Annotated in this window: 20 protein-coding genes; 9 read left to right on the top strand and 11 right to left on the bottom strand. The window is 73.3% G+C overall.

What is annotated here, in order from left to right; all coding sequences use genetic code 11:
* Positions 1-28: 28 nt before the first annotated feature.
* A complete protein-coding gene (locus MRQ36_RS31260; protein WP_242800316.1) occupies positions 29-1366 on the bottom strand; it encodes a condensation domain-containing protein in 1338 nt (445 codons plus the stop codon).
* A gap of 569 nt (positions 1367-1935) precedes the next feature.
* Here MRQ36_RS31260 and MRQ36_RS31255 point away from each other — a divergent pair.
* The 3 genes from MRQ36_RS31255 to MRQ36_RS31245 are packed head-to-tail and all read left to right on the top strand — an operon-like array spanning position 1936 to position 5545.
* Entirely contained in the window at positions 1936-3879 is a 1944-nt protein-coding gene (locus tag MRQ36_RS31255; RefSeq protein WP_242800315.1) for an amino acid adenylation domain-containing protein, read from the top strand.
* Positions 3876-5114, top strand: coding sequence for a cytochrome P450 (locus tag MRQ36_RS31250; protein ID WP_242800314.1), 1239 nt, complete (start codon positions 3876-3878; stop codon positions 5112-5114). The genes MRQ36_RS31255 and MRQ36_RS31250 overlap by 4 nt, the downstream gene beginning before the upstream one ends.
* A gap of 56 nt (positions 5115-5170) precedes the next feature.
* The gene (locus tag MRQ36_RS31245) at positions 5171-5545 is read left to right on the top strand and encodes a nuclear transport factor 2 family protein (protein ID WP_242800313.1); all 375 of its coding nucleotides are present in this window, start codon (positions 5171-5173) and stop codon (positions 5543-5545) included.
* Between the two features lie 48 nt (positions 5546-5593).
* Here the strand turns inward: MRQ36_RS31245 and MRQ36_RS31240 are convergent, their stop codons facing one another.
* The gene (locus MRQ36_RS31240) at positions 5594-8743 is read right to left on the bottom strand and encodes an amino acid adenylation domain-containing protein (RefSeq protein WP_242800312.1); all 3150 of its coding nucleotides are present in this window, start codon (positions 8741-8743) and stop codon (positions 5594-5596) included.
* A 289-nt stretch (positions 8744-9032) separates the two neighbouring features.
* On the opposite strand from MRQ36_RS31240, the gene MRQ36_RS31235 reads away from it, so the two are divergent.
* From MRQ36_RS31235 to MRQ36_RS31210, 6 genes are all read left to right on the top strand, one after another.
* A complete protein-coding gene (locus MRQ36_RS31235) occupies positions 9033-9719 on the top strand; it encodes an HAD family hydrolase (protein WP_242800311.1) in 687 nt (228 codons plus the stop codon).
* Positions 9710-11368 (top strand): class I adenylate-forming enzyme family protein, encoded by a 1659-nt coding sequence (locus tag MRQ36_RS31230; RefSeq protein ID WP_242800310.1) that lies wholly within the window; start codon positions 9710-9712, stop codon positions 11366-11368. Before MRQ36_RS31235 ends, MRQ36_RS31230 begins: the two co-directional genes overlap by 10 nt.
* 109 nt (positions 11369-11477) lie before the next feature.
* On the top strand, positions 11478-12404 hold the full coding sequence (locus MRQ36_RS31225) for a hypothetical protein (RefSeq protein WP_242800309.1): 927 nt from the start codon (positions 11478-11480) through the stop codon (positions 12402-12404).
* Between the two features lie 111 nt (positions 12405-12515).
* A complete protein-coding gene (locus MRQ36_RS31220; RefSeq protein ID WP_242800308.1) occupies positions 12516-13394 on the top strand; it encodes an aminoglycoside phosphotransferase family protein in 879 nt (292 codons plus the stop codon).
* Positions 13395-13472: 78 nt separating this feature from the next.
* Complete coding sequence (locus MRQ36_RS31215; protein ID WP_242800307.1) at positions 13473-13688, top strand: phosphopantetheine-binding protein; 216 nt, start codon at positions 13473-13475, stop codon at positions 13686-13688.
* An 81-nt stretch (positions 13689-13769) separates the two neighbouring features.
* A complete protein-coding gene (locus MRQ36_RS31210; protein WP_242800306.1) occupies positions 13770-15068 on the top strand; it encodes an MFS transporter in 1299 nt (432 codons plus the stop codon).
* 90 nt (positions 15069-15158) lie between these two features.
* Here the strand turns inward: MRQ36_RS31210 and MRQ36_RS31205 are convergent, their stop codons facing one another.
* The 9 genes from MRQ36_RS31205 to MRQ36_RS31165 all read right to left on the bottom strand — a co-directional run bounded on the left by MRQ36_RS31205 (position 15159) and on the right by MRQ36_RS31165 (position 23119).
* Positions 15159-15602: an ATP-binding protein gene (locus tag MRQ36_RS31205; RefSeq protein WP_242800305.1), complete on the bottom strand. Its 444-nt coding sequence runs from the start codon at positions 15600-15602 to the stop codon at positions 15159-15161.
* A gap of 133 nt (positions 15603-15735) precedes the next feature.
* Positions 15736-16758, bottom strand: a complete 1023-nt coding sequence (locus tag MRQ36_RS31200) for a class I SAM-dependent methyltransferase (RefSeq protein ID WP_242800304.1) — start codon at positions 16756-16758, stop codon at positions 15736-15738.
* Entirely contained in the window at positions 16755-17423 is a 669-nt protein-coding gene (locus MRQ36_RS31195; RefSeq protein ID WP_242800303.1) for a hypothetical protein, read from the bottom strand. Before MRQ36_RS31195 ends, MRQ36_RS31200 begins: the two co-directional genes overlap by 4 nt.
* A 72-nt stretch (positions 17424-17495) precedes the next feature.
* Positions 17496-17669, bottom strand: coding sequence for a hypothetical protein (locus MRQ36_RS31190; RefSeq protein ID WP_242800302.1), 174 nt, complete (start codon positions 17667-17669; stop codon positions 17496-17498).
* Positions 17670-17811: 142 nt separating this feature from the next.
* A complete protein-coding gene (locus MRQ36_RS34220) occupies positions 17812-18918 on the bottom strand; it encodes an endonuclease/exonuclease/phosphatase family protein (protein WP_242800301.1) in 1107 nt (368 codons plus the stop codon).
* Positions 18915-19934, bottom strand: coding sequence for a glycosyltransferase family 2 protein (locus tag MRQ36_RS31180; protein WP_242800300.1), 1020 nt, complete (start codon positions 19932-19934; stop codon positions 18915-18917). The genes MRQ36_RS34220 and MRQ36_RS31180 overlap by 4 nt, the downstream gene beginning before the upstream one ends.
* A 4-nt stretch (positions 19935-19938) precedes the next feature.
* The gene (locus MRQ36_RS31175; RefSeq protein WP_242800299.1) at positions 19939-20961 is read right to left on the bottom strand and encodes a glycosyltransferase family 2 protein; all 1023 of its coding nucleotides are present in this window, start codon (positions 20959-20961) and stop codon (positions 19939-19941) included.
* A complete protein-coding gene (locus tag MRQ36_RS31170; protein WP_242800298.1) occupies positions 20958-22091 on the bottom strand; it encodes an endonuclease/exonuclease/phosphatase family protein in 1134 nt (377 codons plus the stop codon). The genes MRQ36_RS31175 and MRQ36_RS31170 overlap by 4 nt, the downstream gene beginning before the upstream one ends.
* Positions 22088-23119: a glycosyltransferase family 2 protein gene (locus MRQ36_RS31165; RefSeq protein WP_242800297.1), complete on the bottom strand. Its 1032-nt coding sequence runs from the start codon at positions 23117-23119 to the stop codon at positions 22088-22090. Before MRQ36_RS31165 ends, MRQ36_RS31170 begins: the two co-directional genes overlap by 4 nt.
* Between the last annotated feature and the right edge of the window lie 26 nt (positions 23120-23145).

Below are 23145 nucleotides of genomic sequence, written 5' to 3'. Positions count from 1 at the left end.
GGGAAGCCTGCCTCCCCGGGCGGGCCGGTCATCCCGCCGCGCGCTCCCGGCTGTCCTTCACCCGGAACGCCCCGCCGCCGGCGAGCCGCATCAGCTCGTCGTCGAACCAGTACATGAGGTGTTCGAGCCGGTGCGCGGGGATCAGCGTGGGGTCGACCCGCAGGGTGAAGGGCATCTCGTCGCCGGGCTGGATCTTCAGGTCGATGCGCTGCCCGGCCTGCCGCAACGCCCGGTCGACGCGTACCACGGGATCCGGGAAGTCGGCGCGGAGCGGCTCGTCGGTCGGCATGACCTCGTGCGCCATGAAGTTGAAGTAGAAGTCGAACTCCAGGTCCACCCCGCGGGCCTGGCGGACCTTCTGCACCATCTCGTCGAAGTGGTAGCTGCCGTGCCGGTAGGCGTTGAGGCTGGCCCACTGGACCTGCGGCGCGAAGTCGTCGAAGGTGTCGGCCGTCGTGGCGGTGGAGATGGCCAGGGGCGCCGCCTGGTTCATCGACGAGACGATGTGCCGCCAGCGCCGGTCGAACCGGTTGCTCGCCTGCAGGGTCAGCACCACGTCGTCCTGGCCCTGGGTGGCGGCCACGGCGATCCCGGTGAGGGCGAGCACCACGGACTGGGTGGACACCTTGAGCCGGTGCGCGGCCAGCCCGAGCGCGGCCCGGGCACGCGGCGAGACCAGGGTGGCCTCGATCCGTCCGGTGTCCTGGGGGGCGGGCGGCCAGGGGAAGACGGTGGGCGGCAGCTCCGTCAGGAGCCGGTCCCAGTAGCGGTGGGCACCGGTCCGCCGGGGCCGCCACGCGTCCGAGTGCTGGGCCTGTGCCAGCTCACGCGGCTGGCTCGGCTCGTCCGCCAGCCACTGGGCGCCGGTCTCGTCACCGCAGCCCAGGAGGGCACGGATCTCCTCCACCACCCGTTGCAGACCGTAACCGTCCGCGACGATGTGATCGACCACGACCGCCAGGTGGGTGGCCCGTCCCGCGTCGGTGACCAGGTAGGTGCGCCACCCGAACTGCCGGTCCCAGACGAAACCGGGGCGGCAGGCATGCTGCGCCGCCGCGGCGGCCTCGTCCGCGGTCGCGCCGGGCAGCTCGATCGCCTCGACCGGGGGATCCCCCTCCGGCAGGGTGAGCGCGACCAGGCCGTCCCCGTCGTCGACGAAGAGCGTACGGAGTGACTCGTGCCGCCGCTGTACGTGCCGGGCGGCGTCGGTGACGGCCGACAGGGTGACCTCGGCCGGCAGCTCCGTCGACCAGACCAGGTAGGTCTCCCACCAGCTGTCGCGGGGCAACTGCTCGAGGGCCCGGAGCACGGACAGCTGGCCGAAGGTCAACGCGGACCGGACGGCACCGTTCAGCTCAGCCGGCACAGTCGTCGCTCCACGGTGCGGTGACGGCAGAGGCGGCCCGCCCGAGCGGAGTAGGATGCTGGCGGAAATACATCGCGTACCCCGGCGGCCAGGTGGTCATTTCCACAGTAGAGCTCCTCTTCTGTTGGCCGTGCGCAACAGGGTACCCAGGTTAGACCGGCGCGCGTTGACTCGCCGGTACGGTCTCTTGTGGTCCCCGGGGCACGTAACGACCACTGTTGACGTACTTGTCGATCTCTGAGTACTGTCTATCGCAAAACCGGACTGACGTGGTGAGAGTGGGATGCGCCGCCTCGCGGCGCCACCGGAGACGGTGGCGGGGCGCCGCCCCTCGATCACGAAAGCCGAGATCACGGGGACGATTCACGGTTGGCGCGTACCGTCGGGATCCTCAGCGCCAGGTAGGCGGGCCGCTCAGGACGAGGGCCTCCTCCGCACGGCTCGCCAAGGATGACGACCTCTCCTGGTATGTGCGCCCCGTCCATTCCCGTGGGTTCGGCTCGACCGCGACCGCGCCCGACTACGTCCGACCGGCCACGGTTTCGAGGCTGCCAAGGGAAAGGCCACGAATGAGCAACCAGGACTCCCCCCGGTACCAGGCGGTGGTGAATGACGCCGGTCAATTGGGCATCTGGCCGGCCGATGGCACGCCGCCGAACGGCTGGCGCGGCCTCGGTCAGCACGGATCGCGGGCGGAGTGCCTCGACTGGGTGGCTGCCGAAGGTGGGCAGCTGAAGCCCAGCGGAGCGACCGGCCGGACCCTCGTCGCCATGTTCGACGAGACGGTCCGCCGTCACGCCGACCGGCCCGCCGTGTCGCAGGGTGACGACATCGTCACGTACGCCGAACTCGACCGGCGGTCGGCGCACCTCGCCGGCCGGCTCGGTGAGGTCGGGTTGGCCGCCGAGGACCGGGTGGCGCTCTGCCTCGGCCGCGGCGTCGACGTGGTGGTCGGCATCCTCGGCGTCCTCCGTGCCGGCGGGGCCTACGTGGCGATCGACGAGCACCTGCCGGCCGCGCGCCAGGCCCTGATGATCCGTGAGTCCGGTGCCACCGTGATCCTCACCGGACCCGGTCGGGCCGACCGGTTCACCGACGTCGCGGAGAAGACCCGGGTCGTCGAGTGGCACAGCGCGGACGCGGCCGGTGACCCCGGTCCGGTGCCGGCGGGCCCGGCGCCCGACAGCGCCGCCTGCCTGCTGTTCACCTCGGGCTCCTCCGGCATCCCGAAGGCGGTCGTGCTGGAGCACGCCGGGCTGGTCGCGTTCGCCGAGAACCCGGTCTTCGCGGGCCTCACCGCCGAGGACCGGACGGCGCACCTGTCACCGTTGGCCTTCGACGCCTTCCATTTCGAGCTGTGGGCCACCCTCGCCGCCGGCGCGGAACTGGTGGTGCTGCCCATGCTCAGCGACATGCTCGGCACGGACGTCCGCCGGGAGCTGCGGCGACGCCGGATCAGCGCGGCGCTGGTGCCGACGATGGGGCTCAACCATCTGGTCCGGGAGGACCGGGACACCTTCGGCTCGCTCCGGCTGCTCTACACCGGCGGTGACGTGCTGTCCCGGCAGACCTGCCTCGACGTGCTGGCCGGTGAGTTCGACGGCGTCTTCGTCAACCTGTACGGCCCGACCGAGGCCACCACCGCCTGCACCGGGTACGAGATCGCCGACGAGGACGCCGTCCGGGACGGGGTGCCGATCGGCTCGGCGCTGGCCGGCTGCCGGGTGACCGTCCGCCGTCCCGACCTGACCGAGGCGCCGGTCGGCGAGGTGGGTGAGCTGCACATCGGCGGGGTCGGCGTGGCCCGCGGCTACCTGGGCAGCCCCGACCTGACCGTGGACCGGTTCCGGCCCGATCCGGACGGGCCGCCCGGCGCCCGGCTGTACGCCACCGGCGACCTGGCCGTCCGCCGACCGGACGGCCTGCTGGAGTTCCGCGGCCGGGCGGACGACCAGGTGAAGATCCGCGGCTACCGGGTCGAGACGGGCGAGGTGGAGCGCGCCATCGCCCGGCACCCGCAGGTGGCCGAGGCCGCCGTGCTGGCCGGCGGCGAGGGCGACGAGCGGCATCTCGCCGCGTTCGTCGTCGCGCTGGAGACCGTGGCGCCCGCCCAGTTGCGCGCACACCTGGCCGAGTCGCTGCCCGACCACATGGTGCCCCGGGTGATCCTCCTGGTCGACCACCTGCCCGCCACCGACCACGGCAAGCGCGACCGGGAGCAGCTCGCCACCATGTTGGACGAGCACCGCAAGCGGGAGGAGAACCACGTGCCGCCGGCGACCGACTCGGAGCGGTACGTCGCCCAGGTCTGGGGCGCGCTGCTGGGCGCGGAGCGGATCAGCGCCGACGACGACTTCTTCGAGCTCGGCGGGCACTCGCTGCTGGCGTTCCGGGCGCAGCGGCGGATCCGGCGGGACCTGGGCGTCGATCTCGACTTCGGTGACCTGCTCAGCAACAGCCGGCTGCGCGACCTGGCCCGCCTGCTGGACTCGCAGCGGCAGGTCTCGGCATGACCGGTCGGACCACCACGGAGGTGGACCTCACCGACGTCGACCGCTTCGTCCGCGGTGAGCACCATCAGCTCCTCGCCCGGCTGCGGGACCAGGACGACCTGCACTGGAACCCGCTCGACAACGGCGGGTTCTGGGCGCTGACCCGCTACGACGAGGTCGCCGCGGCCTATGCCGACCATGCCGCCTTCAGCTCGGCGGGCGGGGCGATGCTGGGCGGCTCCTTCCGCAACGAGGTGGACACCGCCACCGGCCGGATGCTGGTGGCCAGCGACCCGCCCCGGCACCGGCTGCTCCGCCAGCAGATGCACGCCCTGTTCGCGCCGCCCGTGGTGGAGCGGGTCAGGGCGCAGATCGACACCCTGCTCGTGGCGGCCTTCGACCGGATGATCGACGACGGCGGCGGCGACTTCGCCGAGGACATCGCCATGGAACTGCCCGCCGGCGCGCTGATGGCGATGCTGGACGTCGGGCACGACGACGCCCTCCGGCTGGTGCGACTCACCCGCCGGATGATCGGTTTCCGGGATCCGCTGCTCGGCGCCCGGGGTGGTGACGAGCGCACCCACCTGGCCTCGATCCAGGGCCAGATCTTCGACTTCTTCGAGGACCTCGTGGACGACCGGCGGGGCGGTGACGGCGAGGACATGGTCAGCATCCTGCTGCGCGCACGGATCAACGGCCGTCCGCTACCGGACGAGGACGTGCTCTACAACTGCATGAACGTGGCCGTCGGCGGCAACGAGACCTCCTCCTACAGCGCCTGTGTGGGGATGGAGGCGCTGATGGCGCACCCGGACCAGTACGACCGGCTCCTCGACCGGCGGGAGGTTACCGAGCCGCTCATCGACGAGGTGCTGCGCTGGGCGTCCACCAACGCGTACGTGCAGCGCATCGCCACCCGCCAGGTACGGGTCCGCGATCAGGTCATCGAGCCGGGCGACGTGGTGACGCTCTGGAACGTGTCGGCCAACCGGGACGCGGCGCAGTTCGCCGCACCGGACACCTTCGACACCGACCGGACGCCGAACCGGCACCTGACCTTCGGACACGGCGTCCACCGCTGCATCGGGGCGGTGCTCGGCCGTACGGAACTGGACGCGGTCTTCGGCCACGTGGCCCGCCACCGGATCCGGCTGGCGCCCACCGCGCCGTCCACCCGGTTGCGGTCCAACTTCATCCTCGGCACGACCCGCATGCCGGTCGAGGTGCGCGGCGGCCACCGGGCCGCCGGCTGACGGCGGCGCCGGCAGGCCACGGCGCCGGCCGGTCGCGACAACAGGGAGGAGCGGACATGGAAGGCAGCACGGGGGCCGGTTCGCGGGAGAGCCGGGTACGCCGCTACTACGAGCTGGTGGACCGGCGAGCGGTGGCGGACCTGGTCGACCTCTTCGCCACCGACGCGGAGTACCACCGCCCGGGATATCCGCCGCTGGTCGGCAAGGACACCATCGAGCGCTTCTACCGTCAGGACCGCGTGATCGCCAGCGGCCACCACGCGATCGCGGTGCTGATCAGCGCGGCCGAGGGCGTGGCCGTGCACGGCGACTTCCGGGGCGAGCTGCGCGACGGCCGCCAGGTCGAGCTCCGCTTCGCGGACTTCTTCCGGTTCGCCGACGACGACTCCTTCGCCCGCCGGGACACCTTCTTCTTCGCGCCGCTGGTCTGAACCGTCCGGGCCACCGCCGGCCGGTCGGGCCGGCCGGCGGTGGCGGCGTCAGGACGCCCCGGTCAGCGCGGCGCAGAACCGTCCGAACTCGTCGAACACGGCTGCCGCCTGCGCGTCGGTGACGCCGTCGACCCGGCCGAGCTGCACCACCGTCCAGCCCTCGTCGGGTTGGGGGAACGCCTCGACCATCAGCTCGATGGACGTGCGCGGGGGGCGTACCCGGATCGGCGTGAGGGTGACGGCGGCGTCGAGCCGCGCCTGCGGTGGCGGCGTCTGCAGCACCGACCACGCCTGGAACCAGGGATGCCGGCCGCGCCGGGCGCCGAGGACGCGGACCAGCTCGTCGAAGGGCAGGTGGCCGTGGTCGAGGGCGGCGACGAGCTGGCCCCCGACCCGGGTGAGCAGCTCGCCGGGTGCCGCGCGTCGGACGTCCCGCAGGGGCAGCGCGAGCGGGTTGACCAGGTAGCCGATGAGGTCGTCGAGACCGGCCTCGGTCCGGCCGCTCGACACCGTGCCGAGACAGAGGTCGTCGACGTCGAAGACCGACGCCAGGGCGCGGGCCACCGCGGCGGTCAGGGTGCCGGCCAGGGGTACGCCGAGACGCCCGGCGACCGCACCGAGCCGGGCCACCGTCGCCGCGTCCACCGGGTGGACGAGATCCCGGCGGCCCGCCTCGGCGATCCCGGCCGGCGGCGCGGCCAGGAACGGCTCCGGCAGGTCCCGCAGCTGCTCGCGCCAGAAGGGGAGCAGCTCCGCGCGCCACCGCGGCAGGTTCAGCTGTTCCCAGCGGACCTGATCCCGATGGTCGCGGACGGGCTCGTCGACCGCTCCGCCGCCGCTGGCCCGGGTCCGGTAGTGCCGCGCCAGCTGCCGGACGAAGGACAGCTCCGACCAGCCGTCGAACGCGATGTGGTGGATGTGCAGGCACAGCAGGTGGCGGTCGTCGGCCAGGCGGCACAGCCGGGCCCGGACGGGCGGCCGGCTGTCCAGCTCGAACGGGTCGTCCCACCAGTCCGCGGTGACGCGCTCCGCGAGCACCTGCGGGTCGGTGCCGTCCGCCTCGACGGTCGACTCCTCGAGGACCAGCTCCACCTCGCGCTCGCCGAGCACCCGCTGCACGGGCAGGTCGTCCACCTCGGGGTAGACGGTCCGCAGCACGGGGTTGCCGCGCTGCACGTCGCGCAGCGCGTCCCGCAGCGGCCCCGCCCGCAGCGGCCCGACCAGCTCGTACGCGAGCACGAGCGTGTTGTCGGCGAGGCCGGGGCTGGTGAGTTCGGCCAGCCAGAACCGTTGCTGGGCGTGGTTCAGCGGGCTGAGGTCCGGATGGGTGGACGCCTCGATCGCCCCGGTGGGTGGCGTGGGCTCCGCCGTTGCCGTTGCCGTTGCCGTCGCCGTCGCCGTCGCCGTCGCCCCGGCCAGCCGGCCGAGGGTGCGGGACCGGTAGACGTCGGCCAGGGTGACCCGGCGGCCGGTCTCCGCGCCGATCCGGGCGGCGAGCCGGATGGCGTCCAGGGAGGTCATCCCCGCCGCCAGGAGGTCGTCCTCGTCGGTCAGGTCCGGCCGGCCCAGCTCCTGGCCGAGCAGCCGGGCCAGCGGGGACCGGGGGCCTTCCGGGGCGGGCGGGCGGGCCGCCGGCCCGGGGTCGAGCAGCTGCACCGCGGCGGCGTGGTCGACCTTGCCGTTGGCGTTCAGCGGCAGCCGCGCCACGTGCGTCACGAGCGCCGGCCGCATCGCCTGGATCAGCTGTTCCCGCAGGAAGCGGGTCAGCTCGGCCGCGTCGATCGGGTGGCCGTCCGAGGACGTGTAGAGGCAGCCCAGCCGCGCGTCCCGGGCGCCGTCGCCGGGCACCCGCAGGACGTGTGCCGAGGCGACGGCCGGATGGCGTTCGAGGACCGACTCGACCTCGCCGGGCTCGATCCGTACGCCACGGACCTTGATCTGACGGTCGGCCCGGCCGCGGAAGCGCAGGTTCCCCTCGTCGTCGACGACGGCGAGGTCGCCGGTGCGGTACCACGACCGGCCGTGCCGTTCGAAGAACCGTCGGGCCGTCTCCTGCGGGTCGTCCAGGTAGCCGAGCGCGAGCCCGTCCCCGCCGACCGCGAGTTCGCCGGTGGTGCCGGGCGACACCTCGGCGCCGTCCTCGTCGAGCAGGAGCACCGAGGTGCGCGGTACGGGCCGGCCGATCGGTACCTCGTCGGCACCCTCGGCCACGTCCTCGGGCCGGATCACGTGGGTGGTGGTGAAGATGGTGTTCTCGGCCGGGCCGTACCCGTTGACGACGTGCAGCCCGGGTGCTGCCGCGAGGACCCGGCGGACGTGGGCCGGCGACACCCGCTCGCCGCCGACCAGCAGCAGCCGCAGCCGCCGGAACAGGGCGGGGCGCTCGTCGGCGAACAGGTTGAACAGCGAACTGGTGAGCCACATGCTGTTGACGCCGAGGTCGAGGGCCGACTCCCAGGCGTCGACGTCGAGCACCGACCGCTCACGGGAGAGCAGGACGCACCGCCCGCCGTTGAGCAGCGGGGCCCACAACTCCAGCGACAGGCCGTCCCAGGGCAGGGGCGCCGCCTGGAGGAACACGCTGTCCTGGTCCAGCGGGATCGAGGGGTGGTTCACCAGCGTGCGGATCGTGCCGCGGTGCGGGGAGAGCGCGCCCTTGGGTTGACCGGTCGAGCCGGAGGTGTAGAAGACGCAGGCCGGGGCGCGGCCGTCGGCCTCGGGCGCAGGGAGCGGGTCGTGGGCGGTGTCCCGCCAGCGGGCCAGCTGCGTCCCGTCGACCACCGCCCGGGCCCGGCTGCGCGCGATGACGCTCCGCCTGCGTTCCGCCGGCCAACCGGGGTCGAGCGCGATGTAGCTGGCCCCGGCCCGCAGCACGCCGAGCAGGACGGCCACGAACTCCGGGCTGCGCTCCATCAGGACCGGCACGTGGTCGCCCTCGCCGACGCCGTCCCCCCGCAGCCCGGCGGCGATCCGCTCGGCCAGCCGGACCAGCTCCCCGTAGGTCGTCGAGCGGCCGTCCTGCTGCACCGCCACCGCGTCCGGGCGGCGGCGGGCGTGGTGGGCCACGACGACTTCCAACCGGTCACCGTGGACGTACGGGTCGCCCCGCCCGGCGCCGTCCTCCTCCGTGCCGACCGGCCCACCGGAGCTGCCGGACGTCCATCGCTCGTCCTGGGTCGAGTAGGGATCGATGCGCATGCGGGCAGCCTCTCACAGCGCTGTCCACGTCATGGTCCTGAGCGACAGGTCAACGGGGCGGCCGGCAATTGCGCCGGCCGGTCGCTGTCGTCAATGTCGACCGGAGCTTGACCTCTTCTGCCCGGTTCGGCAAGATGGCCCGGAACGACGGGGGAATTGGATATGTGCGTGTGGATACCGGTCAACGGCGACGTTCGGATGTCCATAGTGACGCACGCCATTTTCCTGGCCGCTGGTGCTGGTCGCGCGACGGATCGGTCGCCGTGTTCGTGATGTCGGGAGCGGCCTGATGGCGCTGGTCGTCTTCGACTGTTTCGACACCGTGGTGGTCTCGGCGCCCGACGCCCCCCGCGCAGAGCACTGGGCCGGTCTGTTCGCCCGGCACCTGGGGATCCCGGTGGCCCGCGCCCAACGCGCGATCTATCCCATGATCACGAGCTGTCTGGGAGACGGCGCGATGAACCTCGCCACGGAGGACGTGCTGCGACGCACGCTGTGCCGGGGAGCCGATGCACCGTCGCTGTCGGAGGCTCTCGCCGCGCTGTGGACGGCGGCCGGGAACGCCGACGGCCGGTACACCGCCGCGCCCGGGGTGGCCGGGCTGCTGGCCCGCCTGCGTGCCGAGGGGCACACGCTGCGCCTGCTGTCGAACTGCATTCTCACCCGCGAGCAGATGACGCACCTCCTGCGGGACCTCGACCTGTTCGAGCCCTTCGACGAGCTGCACCTGTCCAGTGAGGGCGTCGGTAAGAAGCCCGACCCGGCCTTCTTCCGGCGGGCGGCGACCGGCGTCTGGGACAGGATCGTCATGGTCGGTGACAGCGTCGAGATCGATCTGACGGCCGCCGGACAGCTCGGCTGGGACACCGTCGACGTGCTCACCGAGCCGGACCCGTGGGGGGCGGTCCTCGACCGCGCAGCCGGTGCCGGATCATCGTCAACTCCGCTTCCCGAGAAGGTGGGCAGATGCAGCTGACGCAAGCGCTCCAGCGGCGTGCGCTGGAGCGCCCCTCCCGGATCGCCCACCGGGTGGCGGGCGGGTGCGCGTTGTCCTACGGCGAGTGGTGGCAGCGGGCCGAGGCCCTCGCCGCCGATCTCTCCGACACCCTGTCGCCGGGGGCCCGGGTGGGGCTCGCCTTCGCCCGGCCCGAGGCCGCCGACGCGGCGGTGGCCCTCCTCGCCGTGTGGCTGGTCGACGCGGTGCCGGTCCTGCTGCCGGCGGATCGATCGGCCCACTCGGTCGTCTCCGAGGGGCTCGGGCTCGTCGGTGCCCTGGGTGGTTCCGGGTGGGCCTGGCGGCGTTCCGTGGACCGTACCCCCGACCCGTACGTCGGGCCGGACGAGCACCGTGACGCCGCCATCGTGCTCACCTCGGGCACCGAGGGAATGCCGAAGGCGGTGGCGATCCCGCTGTCCGACCTCTTCCGTGACCTGCCGGAGCGCTGGTCCGACCAGGTCATGGTCAACCTCTCCCCGCTTTACACCGGCGACGCCCTGGGCAACCTGACGGCGCCGTTGCTGGACGGGCGGCAGGTGGTGACCCTCAACGGTGTCACGGGCGAGAGCTTCTGGAACGCGGTCGAGGAGTACCGGCCCACCTATCTCAAGCTCGTCCCCTCCATGGTCAGGCTGCTCGACGGATCGGGCACGCCCGAGGCGGCGGCGTCCGTCACCCGCATCGGCCTGGGGTCGGCGGCGATCGGCGTGCCGGAGATCGCCAAGCTCCGCGCGATCTTCCCGAAGGCCCAGATCCACGCCGACTACTCCAGCACCGAGTCCGGGCGGGCCGCCCTGATCTGCCGCGTGGACGACTACGAGTCGACGGGCTGGGCGGGCGAACTGGGGCCGGCGTGCTTCGGCAGCGAGGTCCGTCTCGTCGACGAGGACGGCTCGGTGATCGAGCAGCCGGGCCGGCCTGGTGAGATCCACCTGCGGCCGGCCGGTGGCCGTACCCGTCGCCTGATCGCCCTGCCGGGCCAGGCGCCGCGGCGCTCCGCCGGCGTCTGGGTGCCGATGGGCGACATCGGCGAGTACGACGACCAGGGGCGGTTGTGGTTCCGGTGCCGCAGCTCGGAAGTGGTCAATGTCGGCGGCGAGAAGGTGTCGCTACCGGACATCGAGGCGGCCCTGCGGGAGATCCCCGGGGTCGGGGAGGCGGCGACGGCCGCGGTCGCGCATCCCGTTCTCGGCTCCGCGGTCGCCGCTCTGATCGTTCCGACGGCCGGCACCGACACCGGGCGGATCCGGGACGAGGTGGCCCGTCGCTTCCGGGGCGCCGATCGTCCCTGCCGGGTCGGCTTCACCGAGCGGATTCCGCTCAACGGCACGGGCAAGGTGTCCCGCTCCGACGTCGCGAGGCTGGTCACGGACTCACCGCAGCCGGTGGCCCCGGTCACCGAGGACGCCTTCCTGGCGACGGTCCGCGCGTCGCTCGGCGCGGATCTCTCGCTCACCGATTCGGTCGACGACTCCGGCGCGTCGTCACTCAACATCATCCTGTTGTGCGTGGATCTGGAGTGGAAGTTCGGCGTCCTGCTCGACACGTTCGACGTGCTCTCCGCGCCGTCGTTCGCGGACCTGCTGGACGTCGCCCGGGAACGACAAGCCGAGACCGCGCCCGTGTGACCGCCACCTGCCACCGGCCGAGGTGGACGACGGCGCCTCCCGCCGTCCCCGCCCCATCCGACATGTCGCCCGCAACCGCCCTCGGCGCACGATCCTGGGAAACGCCCTGATGCCTGAGCAACTGCCGTACCTGTCCGGCTTCGCCGTCGCCCTCGGCGACCGGCAGGCGATCGGCGACACGTCGGACCCCGACGTCCGCGCCGAGGCCGAGGCCCTGCAGCGGGCCGACCTGCGCCACTACCGGCAGGCCGAGGAGGACCTCCTCGCCATGGCGGCGCGCTGCGTGAAACAGACCCTCGGGTACGCGGGGGAGCGGCTCCCGGTCACCGCCGCCGTCTACACGTCGGACACGTTCACCGCCAGGAACCCGTCGAAGGCGCTGCGGACGCTCCTCGCCGGCTCCGGTCTCGACGACGTCGACGGGTGGGTGGTGGGCGGGCGTGAGTGCGACAACCTCTACCTGGCTGTCTCCGCTGCGGAGGCCCGCCTCCGGGCCGATGACCGCCGTGCCGGCGTCCTGGTCGTCACCGCCGACCAGGTCACCCGGGGAACTCGACTGAACCAGGACGCGCGGACCGTGATGAGTGACGGTGCCGCGTCCTGTCTGGTGTCGTGGGACAGCACCGGCCCCGCCGTACGGCTGCGCGCCATGGCGGCGCTGCCTGTCTCACCGCCGGCCGGAGCGCCACCCCTGATGCGCGCCCGTCACCACGTGACCGCGCTGCGGGCGCTCAGTGACCAGGTCTTCGACGCGGCCGGTCTGCACCGGGAGCAGTGCGCCAAGGTGGTCACGAGCAATGTGGGGCTGAACGTCGCCCAGATGTTCCGGGCCGCGGTGGGCGGCCGGCAGACCGCGCTGTACCGGCCGGCGGCGAAGGACGTGGGGCACTGCTTCTCCGCCGACGCCCTGCACACCGTGGGCCTGCTGCTCGAGGAACCGGAGACGGCGGTCGGCGACATCGTGCTCGTGGTCGCGACCAGTCCCCACTCCTGCTCCCTCCTGTTGCTCGAGGTGGCCGGCACCGGTCCGGCGTGAGCGGACGGGCCGCGGCGCCCGTGAAGAGACGTACCGTGTACCAGCACATCGAACAGGCACCGTCCAGTCGGGAGAAGCGAGTTGCTACAGGTCTCCGAAGACTTTCGCAAGATGATCGTCGAGCGGGAAGGAGAGCCCGGCCGGACGTGGATCGACCAGCTCCCAGCGACGGTCGCCGGGCTGCTCGAGAAGTGGGAGCTCCACCAGGACGGGCCGCCGCTCTACGGGATGTGCGCCGTCGTCCTGCGGGTGCGGACGGCGAACGGCGGGCGTGGCGCGCTCAAGGTGGGCTGGATCGACGACGAGACCCGCGCGGAGTCGTTGGCGCTGCAGACCTGGGCCGGCCGCGGTGCGGTCTCCGTGCTGCGCTCGGACGAGGCGTCCGGCGCCATGCTGCTGGAGCGGCTGGACGAGCAGCGGACCCTGCACGACGTACCGATCGAGCAGGCGCTCGACATCGCCGCCGCGATCCTGAAGGACCTGCGGGTCCCGGCCGTCGCCGGCCTGCGGAGCACCAGTGACACCGCCGCCCGCTGGAGCGGGGAGTTCCTCGAGGACTGGGAGCGACTCGGCAGACCGTGCGACGAGGCGCTGCTGACGTCCGCCGTGCAGCTGTGCAAGGAACTCTCGGTCCCGCCCGCCGAGCCGTCGCTGCTGCACGGCGACTTCCACTACGCCAACATCCTCGGCCGTGGCGAGGACGGCTGGGCCGCCATCGACCCGAAGCCGCAGAGCGGCGATCCGGCGTACGAGGTGGTGCCGCTGCTGCGCAACCGCTGGAGCGAGATCCGTGGCGGTGACGCGACGAACGCCACCGTCGAGCGACGGATGGAACGGTTCGCCGAGGTGGCAGTCCTCGACCTCGCCACCACGTACAAGTGGTGCCTGGTACGCAGCGTGGACGATGCGCTGTGGTTCCAGGAGAACGGATACGCCGACCTGGCGGAGATCTCGTGGGACATCGCCAGGTCGATGTTCGAATCCCTGTGACCGGCGGGCCGCCGGTCCTCGTGTGAGATCCGATCTGGAGAGAGGAACATCGTGGAAGAACGGGACGTCCGATCCGCGGTGATCGCCGCGATCACCGATGTCATGGCGAAGGAACCGTTCGACGACAAGGCGGACCTTCAGGAGCAGGGCATGACGTCCATCGAGATGGTGAGCCTGATCGTCACCCTCGAGGACCAGTTGGGTGTCGCCATCCCGGACGACCTGTTGGATTCGGCGAACTTCGGGAGCATCGAACGGATCATCGCCACCGTGCGGCCCCTGCTGCCGGCATAGCGCGCGAGGCCTTCGACCGGCCGGCTCATTCCGACGAGGACGGGCCGCCGGGTCCGACGAGACGAGGGAAACGACTCGAGAATGAAGGAATCCTTCGGCGCTCTGGTCGAGCGTCCGTTCCGGCTGATGTGGATCGGCGTCACAAGTTCGGCGGTCGGCGACGCGACGATCGGCGTCGCGCTCGTCTTCGCCGTGCTGTCCGTTGGCGGCTCGGCCACCGATCTCGGTGCGATCCTCGCCATCTCCACCATCGTCCGGGTGCTGCTGTTGATCTTCGGCGGCGCGCTGGCGGACCGGATGTCGCGCCGGCTGCTCATGGTCGGCAGCGATCTGTTCATGCTGGCCGTCCAGGCCGGCCTCGGCCTGATCCTGCTCACCGGCCGCGGCAGCGTGGCGATCCTGATGGTGGCGTCGGTGTGTGCCGGCGCCGCGTCGGCGGTCTCGAAGCCGGCGTTCACCGGCCTGGTCCCGCAGACGATCAGCAAGCCTCGGCTGCAGCAGGCCAACGCGCTCATGGACATGTCCCGCAGTGGCGCCGAGATCCTCGGGCCGGCGTTGACCGGTCTCGCCATCGCCACCACCTCCGTCGGCTGGGTGTACCTGGTCGACGCGCTCAGCTACGGCATCAGTGCCCTGGCGTTGAGCCGCCTCTCCCTGCCGCCGATCGTCCGCACCGAACGCAACACCTTCCTCACCGACCTGGTGATCGGTTGGCGGCAGATGGCCTCGAGAACCTGGTACTGGGTGGCGCTGTGCGGCCACGCGGTGTGGAACCTCGGCTCGGTCGCGTTCTGGGTCCTCGGCCCGATCATCGTCGCGAAGGAAGCGGGAGGGGCGTCGAGCTGGGGCGCGGTCGCTGCCGCCATGGCGGTGGGTGCGCTGCTCGGTGGAGCGGTGGCGCTGCGCCTGCGGCCGCGCCGGCCGCTGGTCGTCGGACACCTCGCGTTGCTGCTCACCGGCCTGGGTATCGCCTCGCTGATCGGACCGGCCCCGGTGGTCCTCACGATCGTGGCCGCGCTGATGGGTGCCGCGGGTGTCGCCTTCGTCAACAACGTCTGGACGACGGTGGTGCAGCGACTCATCCCGGAGGAGGTGCTCTCCCGGGTCAGTTCCTACGACTGGCTCGTCTCCTTCACCATCGCACCCTTGGGCTACGCCCTGGTCGGGCCGCTGTCCGACCATATCGGCCGCTCCACCACCCTGGAGATCGCGCTCGGCGTCATCGTGCTGGGAGTGGTCATGATCCTGATGGTGCCGAAGATCCGTCAGCTGCGGCAGGGCCCCGACGGGGAACTCTTCGGATGGCCCGAGCACCAGGTCGCCACCGAGCCTGCCACGGCGGGCGCGACCGCGAGCGGTGGCACCGTTCGCGGCGACTGACCGGGTCGTCGGCCCGCGGTCCGGGCTGTCGAGCCCGGCAGCCCGGACCGCCCGCCGACAGCGACCCGCCCCCCGTCCTCGTCGCCCCCGTCAGCCGGCTTCCTGGGCCTGCAGGGCCCGTCCCCGTCCCGGTACGGCTGCGACGGAGCCGCCCCGCCGGACCTCCGACCGGGCGAGACGAACCCAGACCCGTTTGCCGCCCTCGCCCAGGTCCTCGACCCCCCACGCCCGGCAGACGGCCTCGATGATCCTCAGGCCCCGGCCGCCGTCACCGTCGGGGTCACGGTGACGCGGTACGACGGCCGAGCCGTCCACCGCGCAGATGGTGACCTCGTCGCTGCGGCTGTGCAGGTGCAGGCTCAGGCAGCCGCCGCCGTGCCGCACGGCGTTGGCCACCAGCTCGTTGGTGACCAGCACCGCGTCACCCACGTCCTGGCGGTCCGCGAACCCCCACCCCACCAGGGTCGACTCGACCACCCGGCGGGCGGCAGCGAGAGCACCGGATCCGACCGGAAGATCCAGGTACGCGGTCATCTCGTCCACAGCTCGGCCCCGTCGTTCGATGTCAGTCGTCCTGACTGACGCGACCCCTACCCTCGTCCGGAGCAGGCAAAACTTGCCGTACCGCAAGGGTGTGCCCGGCGTGTCGACCAGCCGGTCGGTCCGTTCAGTCGGCGCCGACGCGCAGCCAGAACGACGCGGGCAGGAACTGTTCGGTCAGCCCGAGCCGGTGCCACAGCGGGGCCGCCACCTCCCGCAGTTCCGGGTCGCCGGCCACGAACGCGTTCGGCAGTTCGATCCGCCAGCGCTCCGGCGCGGCGAGCAGGAACGCGGCCAGCAGGTACTGCTCGTTGTAGTGCCGGTGCCGCCACTGCGGCGGATAGTCGCGGGGCAGCATGATGTCGTGCACCTGCACCAGCACCCCGGGACGCAGCCGCGGCAGCACCTCGAAGAAGAAGACCGTCACGTCGGAGCCCATGAAGCTGCGGTGCGAGCCGTCGAAGAAGAGCACGTCGCCCGCTTCGAGGGTGTCGAAGACGCTCAGGTCGGTACGCTCCAGCGGGCTGCGGACCACCTCGTCGCAGAGCACGTCGACGCTCGCCCGGGGTGCCGGGTCGATCGAGGTGATCCGGGTCCGCAGGCCGTGGTCCCGTACCGCCCGGCGGGCGAACTTGGTCGAGTTGCCCGAGCCGATCTCGACGTAGCGCCTCGGGTTCCGTTCGGCCAGGAAGCCGTAGAGGGCCAGCGCGTCCAGCGGCGGCAGCCAGCCGTTGACCCAGTACGGCGAGCCGGAGTCGAGGTCCCCGCGCAGCGGTACGGCGGCGAGCCGGTCGGCGTGCGTGAGGAACCGCCGCAGGGTGTCGACGTACGCCTCCCGTCGCCGGTCGAGCAGGGCGGTGAGGGCGGGGTGGTCGGGGCGGCCGTAGCCGAAGCGCGGCTCGGGCCGGACCGGGAAGTCCACGAAGAGCGGCCGGCGCAGCCCGAACGCGGACAGCACCAGTCCGTGCAGCAGCGGTCGGCGCTCGAGGCGGGCCAGGGGTCCGGCGAGGAACGGCAGGGTGGAGAGCACCTCGACGCCGGAGGCGGTGCTCAACGCGCTGCGCAGCCGGCGGGTCGCGCCGCGCAGCCCGCCGCCGGTGACCCGGGGCGGGGCCGGCAGCCGGTCGGAGGGCAGGTCGGTGGCGGTCATGAGGGCGCTCCTTCGAGGTGGTCGGTGGAAGTCGGGCGGGGTAGCGGGCCGGCGGCACCGGCCGGGCCGGCGGGAGTCGGCCGGGACAGCGGGTCGGCGGGATCGGGCGGGTCGGCGGGATCGGGCGGTTCTCCAGGGCCGGTCGGGCGGCGGCCGGTGGCCGCGAGCAGGGCGAGCACGACGGCGGTGGAGCCGATGTCGCCGACGGTGAGCAGCACCCGGCTCAACGCGACGAGGGTCACCAGGTCGGGGCCGCCGACCAGGGCGGCCACGGTGAGCGCGAGCGCCACCTCGCGGACGCCCAACCCGGTCGGCAGCACCACGGCGCAGAGGCCGGCGACCACGGAGAGGGCGAAGCCGCCGACGCCCAGCGGCAGCGCCGCACCGGTATCGGCCCCGAGGGCGACGGCGAGCACGGTGACGTGCAGCCCGCTGATCAGCCAGCCGAGCACCATCAGCCCGGTCGCCCTCAGCAGCGTCGGACGGCCGGGCAGCAACGGTCCGGCGTCGCCGCGGCGCAGTAGCCGGGCCGCGGCCCCGAGCAGCCGGGCGAGCAGGCCCGGGGCGAGCACCGGCGCCGCGGCGGCCAGGCCGGCCGGCAGCAGCAGCCACCACCAGGGACTCCGCGCGACCAGCCAGGGCAGCGCCAGGACGCCGACCAGCACACCCGAGACGGCGGCGAGGCCCTGGCTGGCCAGGAACGCGGCGGCGAGCCGGGCCGGCGGCTGGCGCAGCGGTCAGGCCATGGCGGCGTGCGCCACCGTGGGCCACACCCCGCCGGGCAGGTAGCGGGTCAGGCCGGCGAGGAAGTAGACCCGGGTGGCGTCGCGCAGCGACAGCCGGGTGCCCAGCCCGGCCAGCAGCACCCGCCAGCCGACGAAGCCGGGCACCCCGCCGACCGCCGCGAGCACCCCGGCGGCGAGGGCGGCGCCCAGCCGACGGCCCGCAGGCTGTCAGCCATGCCGTGCCGCACCCGCCACACCTGCCAGCCGAGGAAGGCCAGCACCGCGGCGTAGCCGACCACCCGCACCGCCCCGAGGACCCGGGCCCGGTTCACCGGGCACCACCGAGCGAGAGCCGGACGTCCTGCATCCGGTGGTCGGACATGTCCCCGGCGTCCCGCAGCCGGTAGCGGTGCACCGTCCAGTCGGGGGAGACGAACGTCCAGTCCAGCCGCCACCAGCGCCGCCCGGCGATCGTCCACGACGTCGGGTACGCCGACCCGCTGGCCCGCCCGGCGTCGGTGAGCCGGTCGGTGAGCCGGCGCAGGTCGGCCATGGCGGGGCTGGTGTTGAGGTCACCGGCGACCAGCACCGGGTTCGGGTTGCGGTCGAGGTCCGCGGCGAGCGCCCGGTACTGCGTCTCCCGGCGCTGGAAGAACTCGTGCCGACGCCGGTAGAACAGCTCGCGCAGCGGACTGCTCAGGTCCAGCGGCACCAGGATGTGCGTGTTGTAGACCGACACGGTCCGGCCCCGCACGAGCAGGTCGGTACGGAGCGACTTCACCTCCCAGTAGTCGGTGCGCCAGTCGGAACCGGCCGGTGGATCGGCCGGCAACGCGACCACCCCGACCACCGGGAACCGGGTCACGGTGACCAGTTCGCCGCGCAGCACCACCTGGTAGCCGGGGAACTCGCGGCGCAGCCGGGCCAGGTCGGCGTCGCGTCGCGCCGGGTCGTCGTCCGGCTTGTACTCCTGGAGCAGGTAGATGTCGGCGTGCCGGCCGGTCAGCGAGCGGTAGAAGACGTCCGGGTCGTCGGTGGCGTTCCACACCGTGGTGTTCCACGAGACGAGGTGCAGCGCGTCCGGTGGGGCGGGCGGCGGGGTGGTCAGCACCGCCGGGTTGAGCCCCGCCAGGTCCCCGCCGAGCAGCAGCCCGGCCACCGCGAGCAGCGCCACCCGGGCGCGGAACCCGCGGGCGAGCAGGCCCAGCACCAGCAGCAGGACCGGCACGCCGACGAACGCGACCGGCGGGACCAGCTCCGGCGCCAGCCACAGCCACCAGCGGCCACTGAGCAGCCGGTGCGCCACCACGAACGCCAGCCACGCCCCGGCGAGCGCGGTCACCGTCCGCCCGACGCGGACCCGTACCCGGCGGCCGGCCGGGCCCGGCCGGCTGTGCACCGGGGCCGGGTCGACGGGGGCCTGCACGGCGGTCACGCGGCCACCGCCGGCTCCTCGTAGAGGCGGCGGAACCGGCGCGAGAGCAGCCACTGGACGAGGCCCACCGCCACCCCCACCCCGATGGTGAGGCTCACCACCAGGTGCAGGGCGGCGAAGGCGACCGTGTAGCGCAGGCCGCGCGCCGCGCGCACGTAGCGGTACATCCGGGCGTCGCGCAGCAGCCACAGCGCCAGCAGCAGCAGCGGTACGGCGGCCCACCCCGGACCGGCCAGCAGGGGCAGCGGCACGGTGGCGGCGGCCAGCCAGGACGCCAGCCCGGTGCCCGACTCGGTGGAGGTGACCACCCCCACCACCCGGCGCCGGTGCAGGAAGAACGGGATGTGCACCCGCGTGCGGGTGAACACCTTGCCCAGCGCGATCCGCAGCGTCGCGTCGTCGTCGTGCCGGCCGATCACCCGGCTGGTCATCCGTACCTCGTACCGGGCGGTGAGGCGTTCGCTGACGTCGGCGCCCTCGCTCTGGGTCAGTCGCGGGTTGAACGGGCCCACCTCGGCCCAGATCCGGGCCGGCACGGCCAGGATCGCGGTGGACAGGAAACCGGTGATGCTCCCCTCGGCGACGTGGAAGTACCAGTGCCGGTACAGGTTGCGGTAGTCCTTGGTGAAGGTGCCGTCGATCAGCGGGACCGTGTCGTAGTTCCCGCAGACCGCGCCGACGCCCGGCTCGGCGCGCAGGATCGCGACCGCGGTGGCGACCGCGTCCGGCGCCAGCGCCACGTCCGAGTCGACGAACATCAGGACCTCGCCGGTGGCGGCCTCCGCGCCGACGTTGCGCGCCACCGAGGGTCCGCTGTTGACCGGCGTACGCAGCAGCCGCACGCCGGGGAAGGACCGCGCGACCGCCACCGAGTCGTCGGTGCTGTGGTCGTCGACCACGATCACCTCGACCGGCCGGTGGGTCTGCCGGGCCAGGGCCGCCAGACAGAGTCGCAGGGTACGGGCGTAGTTGTAGTTGGGCACGATGACCGAGACGAGGGGGGCGGAGACGGCCACCACCTCACCTTCCTTTCGTCGAGTCGAGGGGACGGGCGGCGGTACGCGACGACGGCCCGAACGACGGGTCCAACGTGGCCCGGACCAGCCCCACCACGGCACCGGTGATCAGCGCGACGTTGACCAGCAGGTGCACGCCGAGGGCCTGGACGCAGAACCCGGTCCCGCCGGACCGGCGCAGCAACGCCACCAGTGGTGGGTCGGCGGCGGTGAAGAGGGCCAGGCAGGCCGCCGGCACCGCCGGCCCGTACGGGCCGAGGAACGCGGCCGGCAGGGTGAGCACGGTCAGCCCGGCGGCGAGTACCCCGACGGTGGGGTTCAGCGCCAGGCCCCGGCGGCGGTAGCGGTTGCGCAGCGACCAGGGCAGCAGCTGGGCCCGACGGTACTGCTCACCGAGCAGGGGCAGCAGCCGGTCCGCCTCGTCGTGCCAGCCGACGACGGTGTCGGTGAGCCGGATCCGGTAGCCGGTCAGCAGCCGCTCGCTGTACTCGTCGTCCTCGGCGCTGCGCAGGTTCTCGTCGAACGGGCCGAGTTCCCGCAGCACCGCCCGGGGGACGGCGGCGAGCGCGAACACGGCGGTGTCGACCGGTCCGACGGCCCGGGTCAGCGCGGAGTGCAGGTGCAGCACCCGGTACCGCTCGACGGGGCCGTCGTCGATCAGCGGCGTCGGGGCGTAGACGCCGTAGACGCAGCCGCACCGCGGATCGTCGGCCAGCACCGCCAGGGCGTTGCCGATCGCGTCCGGCGCCAGCGCGACGTCGGAGTCGACGAAGAAGACCACCTCGCCGGTGCTGGCCGCCACCCCGGCGTTGCGGGCGGCGGACACCCCGCCGTTGACCGGCTGGGCCAGCACCCGTACCCCGGCCGAGGCCGCCACCGCCCGCGACCCGTCGGTGCTGCCGTCGTCGACGACCAGCACCTCCACCGGCGGGTGGGTCTGCGCCGCCACCGATTCCAGACAGCGGCGCAGTGTCTTCGCGGCGTTGTACACCGGGATCACCACCGAGACGGTCGGTAGCTGGCTCATGACGCCTCCGGCAGTGAGATCAGCGTGGTCTGGGTGCGGTGGTCGGAGAGCCCGTGCGGATCGCCCAGCGCGTACCGGTGCGCCCGCACGGCGGGCGAGGTCAGCGTCCAGTCCAGCCGCCAGGCCGCGGGCAGCCGACCGGCCGGCCAGCTCGTCGGGTACCCGTCCGATCCGGCGTCCGCCGCGTCGCGCAGCCGGTCGCGCAGCCCGCGCAGGTCGCCCATGGCGGGCGTGGTGTTGAAGTCCCCGGCCACCAGCACCGGGTTCGGGTTGGCGGCGACGTCCGCGCCCAGCCCGGCCAGCTGCGCCCGGCGGGCCGCGTCGCGCTCCCGCACGAACGCCAGGAAACGCGCCGGCGCCAGGTTCACCTGCACCGGCAGGTGCACGTTGTACGCCGACAGCACCCGGGCACCCACCCGCAGGTCGGTGCGGAGCACCTTGGCGGTGGTGAAGACCCGCCCGAAGTCGGTGTCCGGGCCGGCCGCGACGTCGGGACCGATCGCCGGCTGCCCGACCACCGGGAAGCGGGACAGGGTGAGCAGCTCACCCCGGGCCACCACGGTCCAGCCGGGGAACGCGCGGCGCAGCCGGTCCGGGTCGGGGACGGGCCGGGCGCCGGCCAGCCCGGCGGCGGCGTCCCAGTAGAGGTGCTCCTGCAGCAGGTAGACGTCGGCCCGCAGGGCGACCAGGAACCGCAGGAACGCCTCCGGATCGTCGTCCTGGTCCCAGTAGCCGGTGTTCCAGGCGACCACCGTGAGCGCCCCCGGCGGCGGGGCGGGACGGGACGCGAAGGCGTACCGGTTGAGGCCGGCGTCGGGCAGGCCGAGCACGAGCGCGGTGGCCGCCGCGGCCAGCACCGTCACCGCCGGCCGACCGGGCAGCGGCCGGCGCAGCGTCCGCGCCGCCGCCACGGCCGCCGCCAGCGCCACCGGCACCAGCAGGTACGCGGCCGGCGGTACCAGGTCCGGCAGCAGCCAGAACCACCAGCGCCCGGTCAACGCCCGGTGCGCGGCGGTGAGGAGCAGCCAGCCCAGCGCCGCCGCGTACACCAGCCGGGTGGCCCGGCACCACCGGCGCGGCGCACCGGCCGGCGTCGCCCGCGGGTCGGTCGGGTCGGCGAGCACGGTCATGCCGGCACCCGGTCGGCCGGGCGCGGGCCGCCGGCGTAGAGGTCGCGGAAGGAGCGGGAGCAGAGCCACTGCACCGCCCCGGCACCCGCCCCGGCGGCGATCGCCAGGTTGATCAGCCACTGCACCCCGACGAACGCGACCAGCAGTCCCGGGCCGCGCCGCCGCGCCACGAACCGGTACATGCCGACGTCACAGGCGAGGAACGCCGCGACCGCCGCCAGCGACGCCAGCGCTCCCGCCGGCCCGACCAGCAGCGGCAGCGGCAGCGCCACCGTGCCGAGCAGCGCCGCGACGGCGGCCCACATCCGGGCCGCGGTCTCGAAGCCCTGCGCGGCGCGACGGCGGTGCGCGTAGAGCGGCATCCGCAGTCGACTGCGGTGGAACACCTTGCGCAGCATCGGCCAGAGCCGGTCGTCGTCCCGGTGCCGACCGTGGATGGCGTCGGTGAGCCGGATCGGGTACCGGCCGGCGAGCCGCTCGCCGTACTCGACCTCCTCGGTCTGCCGCAGTCCCTCGTGGAACGGGCCGATCTCGGCGAACACCCGGGCCGGCATGGCGCAGATCGCGGTGAACAGGAAGCTGACGTCGCCGAGCGAACTGATCCGCCACCAGTGCGCCTGCAGGCACCGGCACTCCTGCACCAGGCTGTCGCGGACCAGCGGCACTTCGTCGAGGGTGCCGCAGACCGCGCCGGCCGCCGGGTCGTCGGCCAGCAGCCGTACCGCCCGCTCCACCGTGTCCGGGGGCAGTTCCACGTCGGAGTCGACGAAGAGCAGGATCTCGCCGCGGGCCCGGGCGGCGCCGACGTTGCGGGCCAGCGCCGGGCCGCCGTTGCGGGGGGTGGACACCACCGGTACGCCGAGCGCCTCGGCCACGGCCACCGAGTCGTCGGTGCTCCGGTCGTCCACGAAGACGATCTCGGTGGCGGGATGGGTCTGGGCGAGCAGCGCCGGCAGGGTCAACGGCAGCGAGTTCGCGTGGTTGTAGTTGGGCACGACGACGGAGACCGTCGGGGTGTGCGCGGGCATTGCTCTCCTTCGGGCGGGCGCCGGTG

The organism is Micromonospora sp. R77, from assembly GCF_022747945.1.
In the GTDB taxonomy this organism is placed as follows: Bacteria; Actinomycetota; Actinomycetes; order Mycobacteriales; family Micromonosporaceae; genus Micromonospora.
Note: the sequence above shows the minus strand (reverse complement) of the source record. Positions and strands in the feature narration are given on the sequence as shown.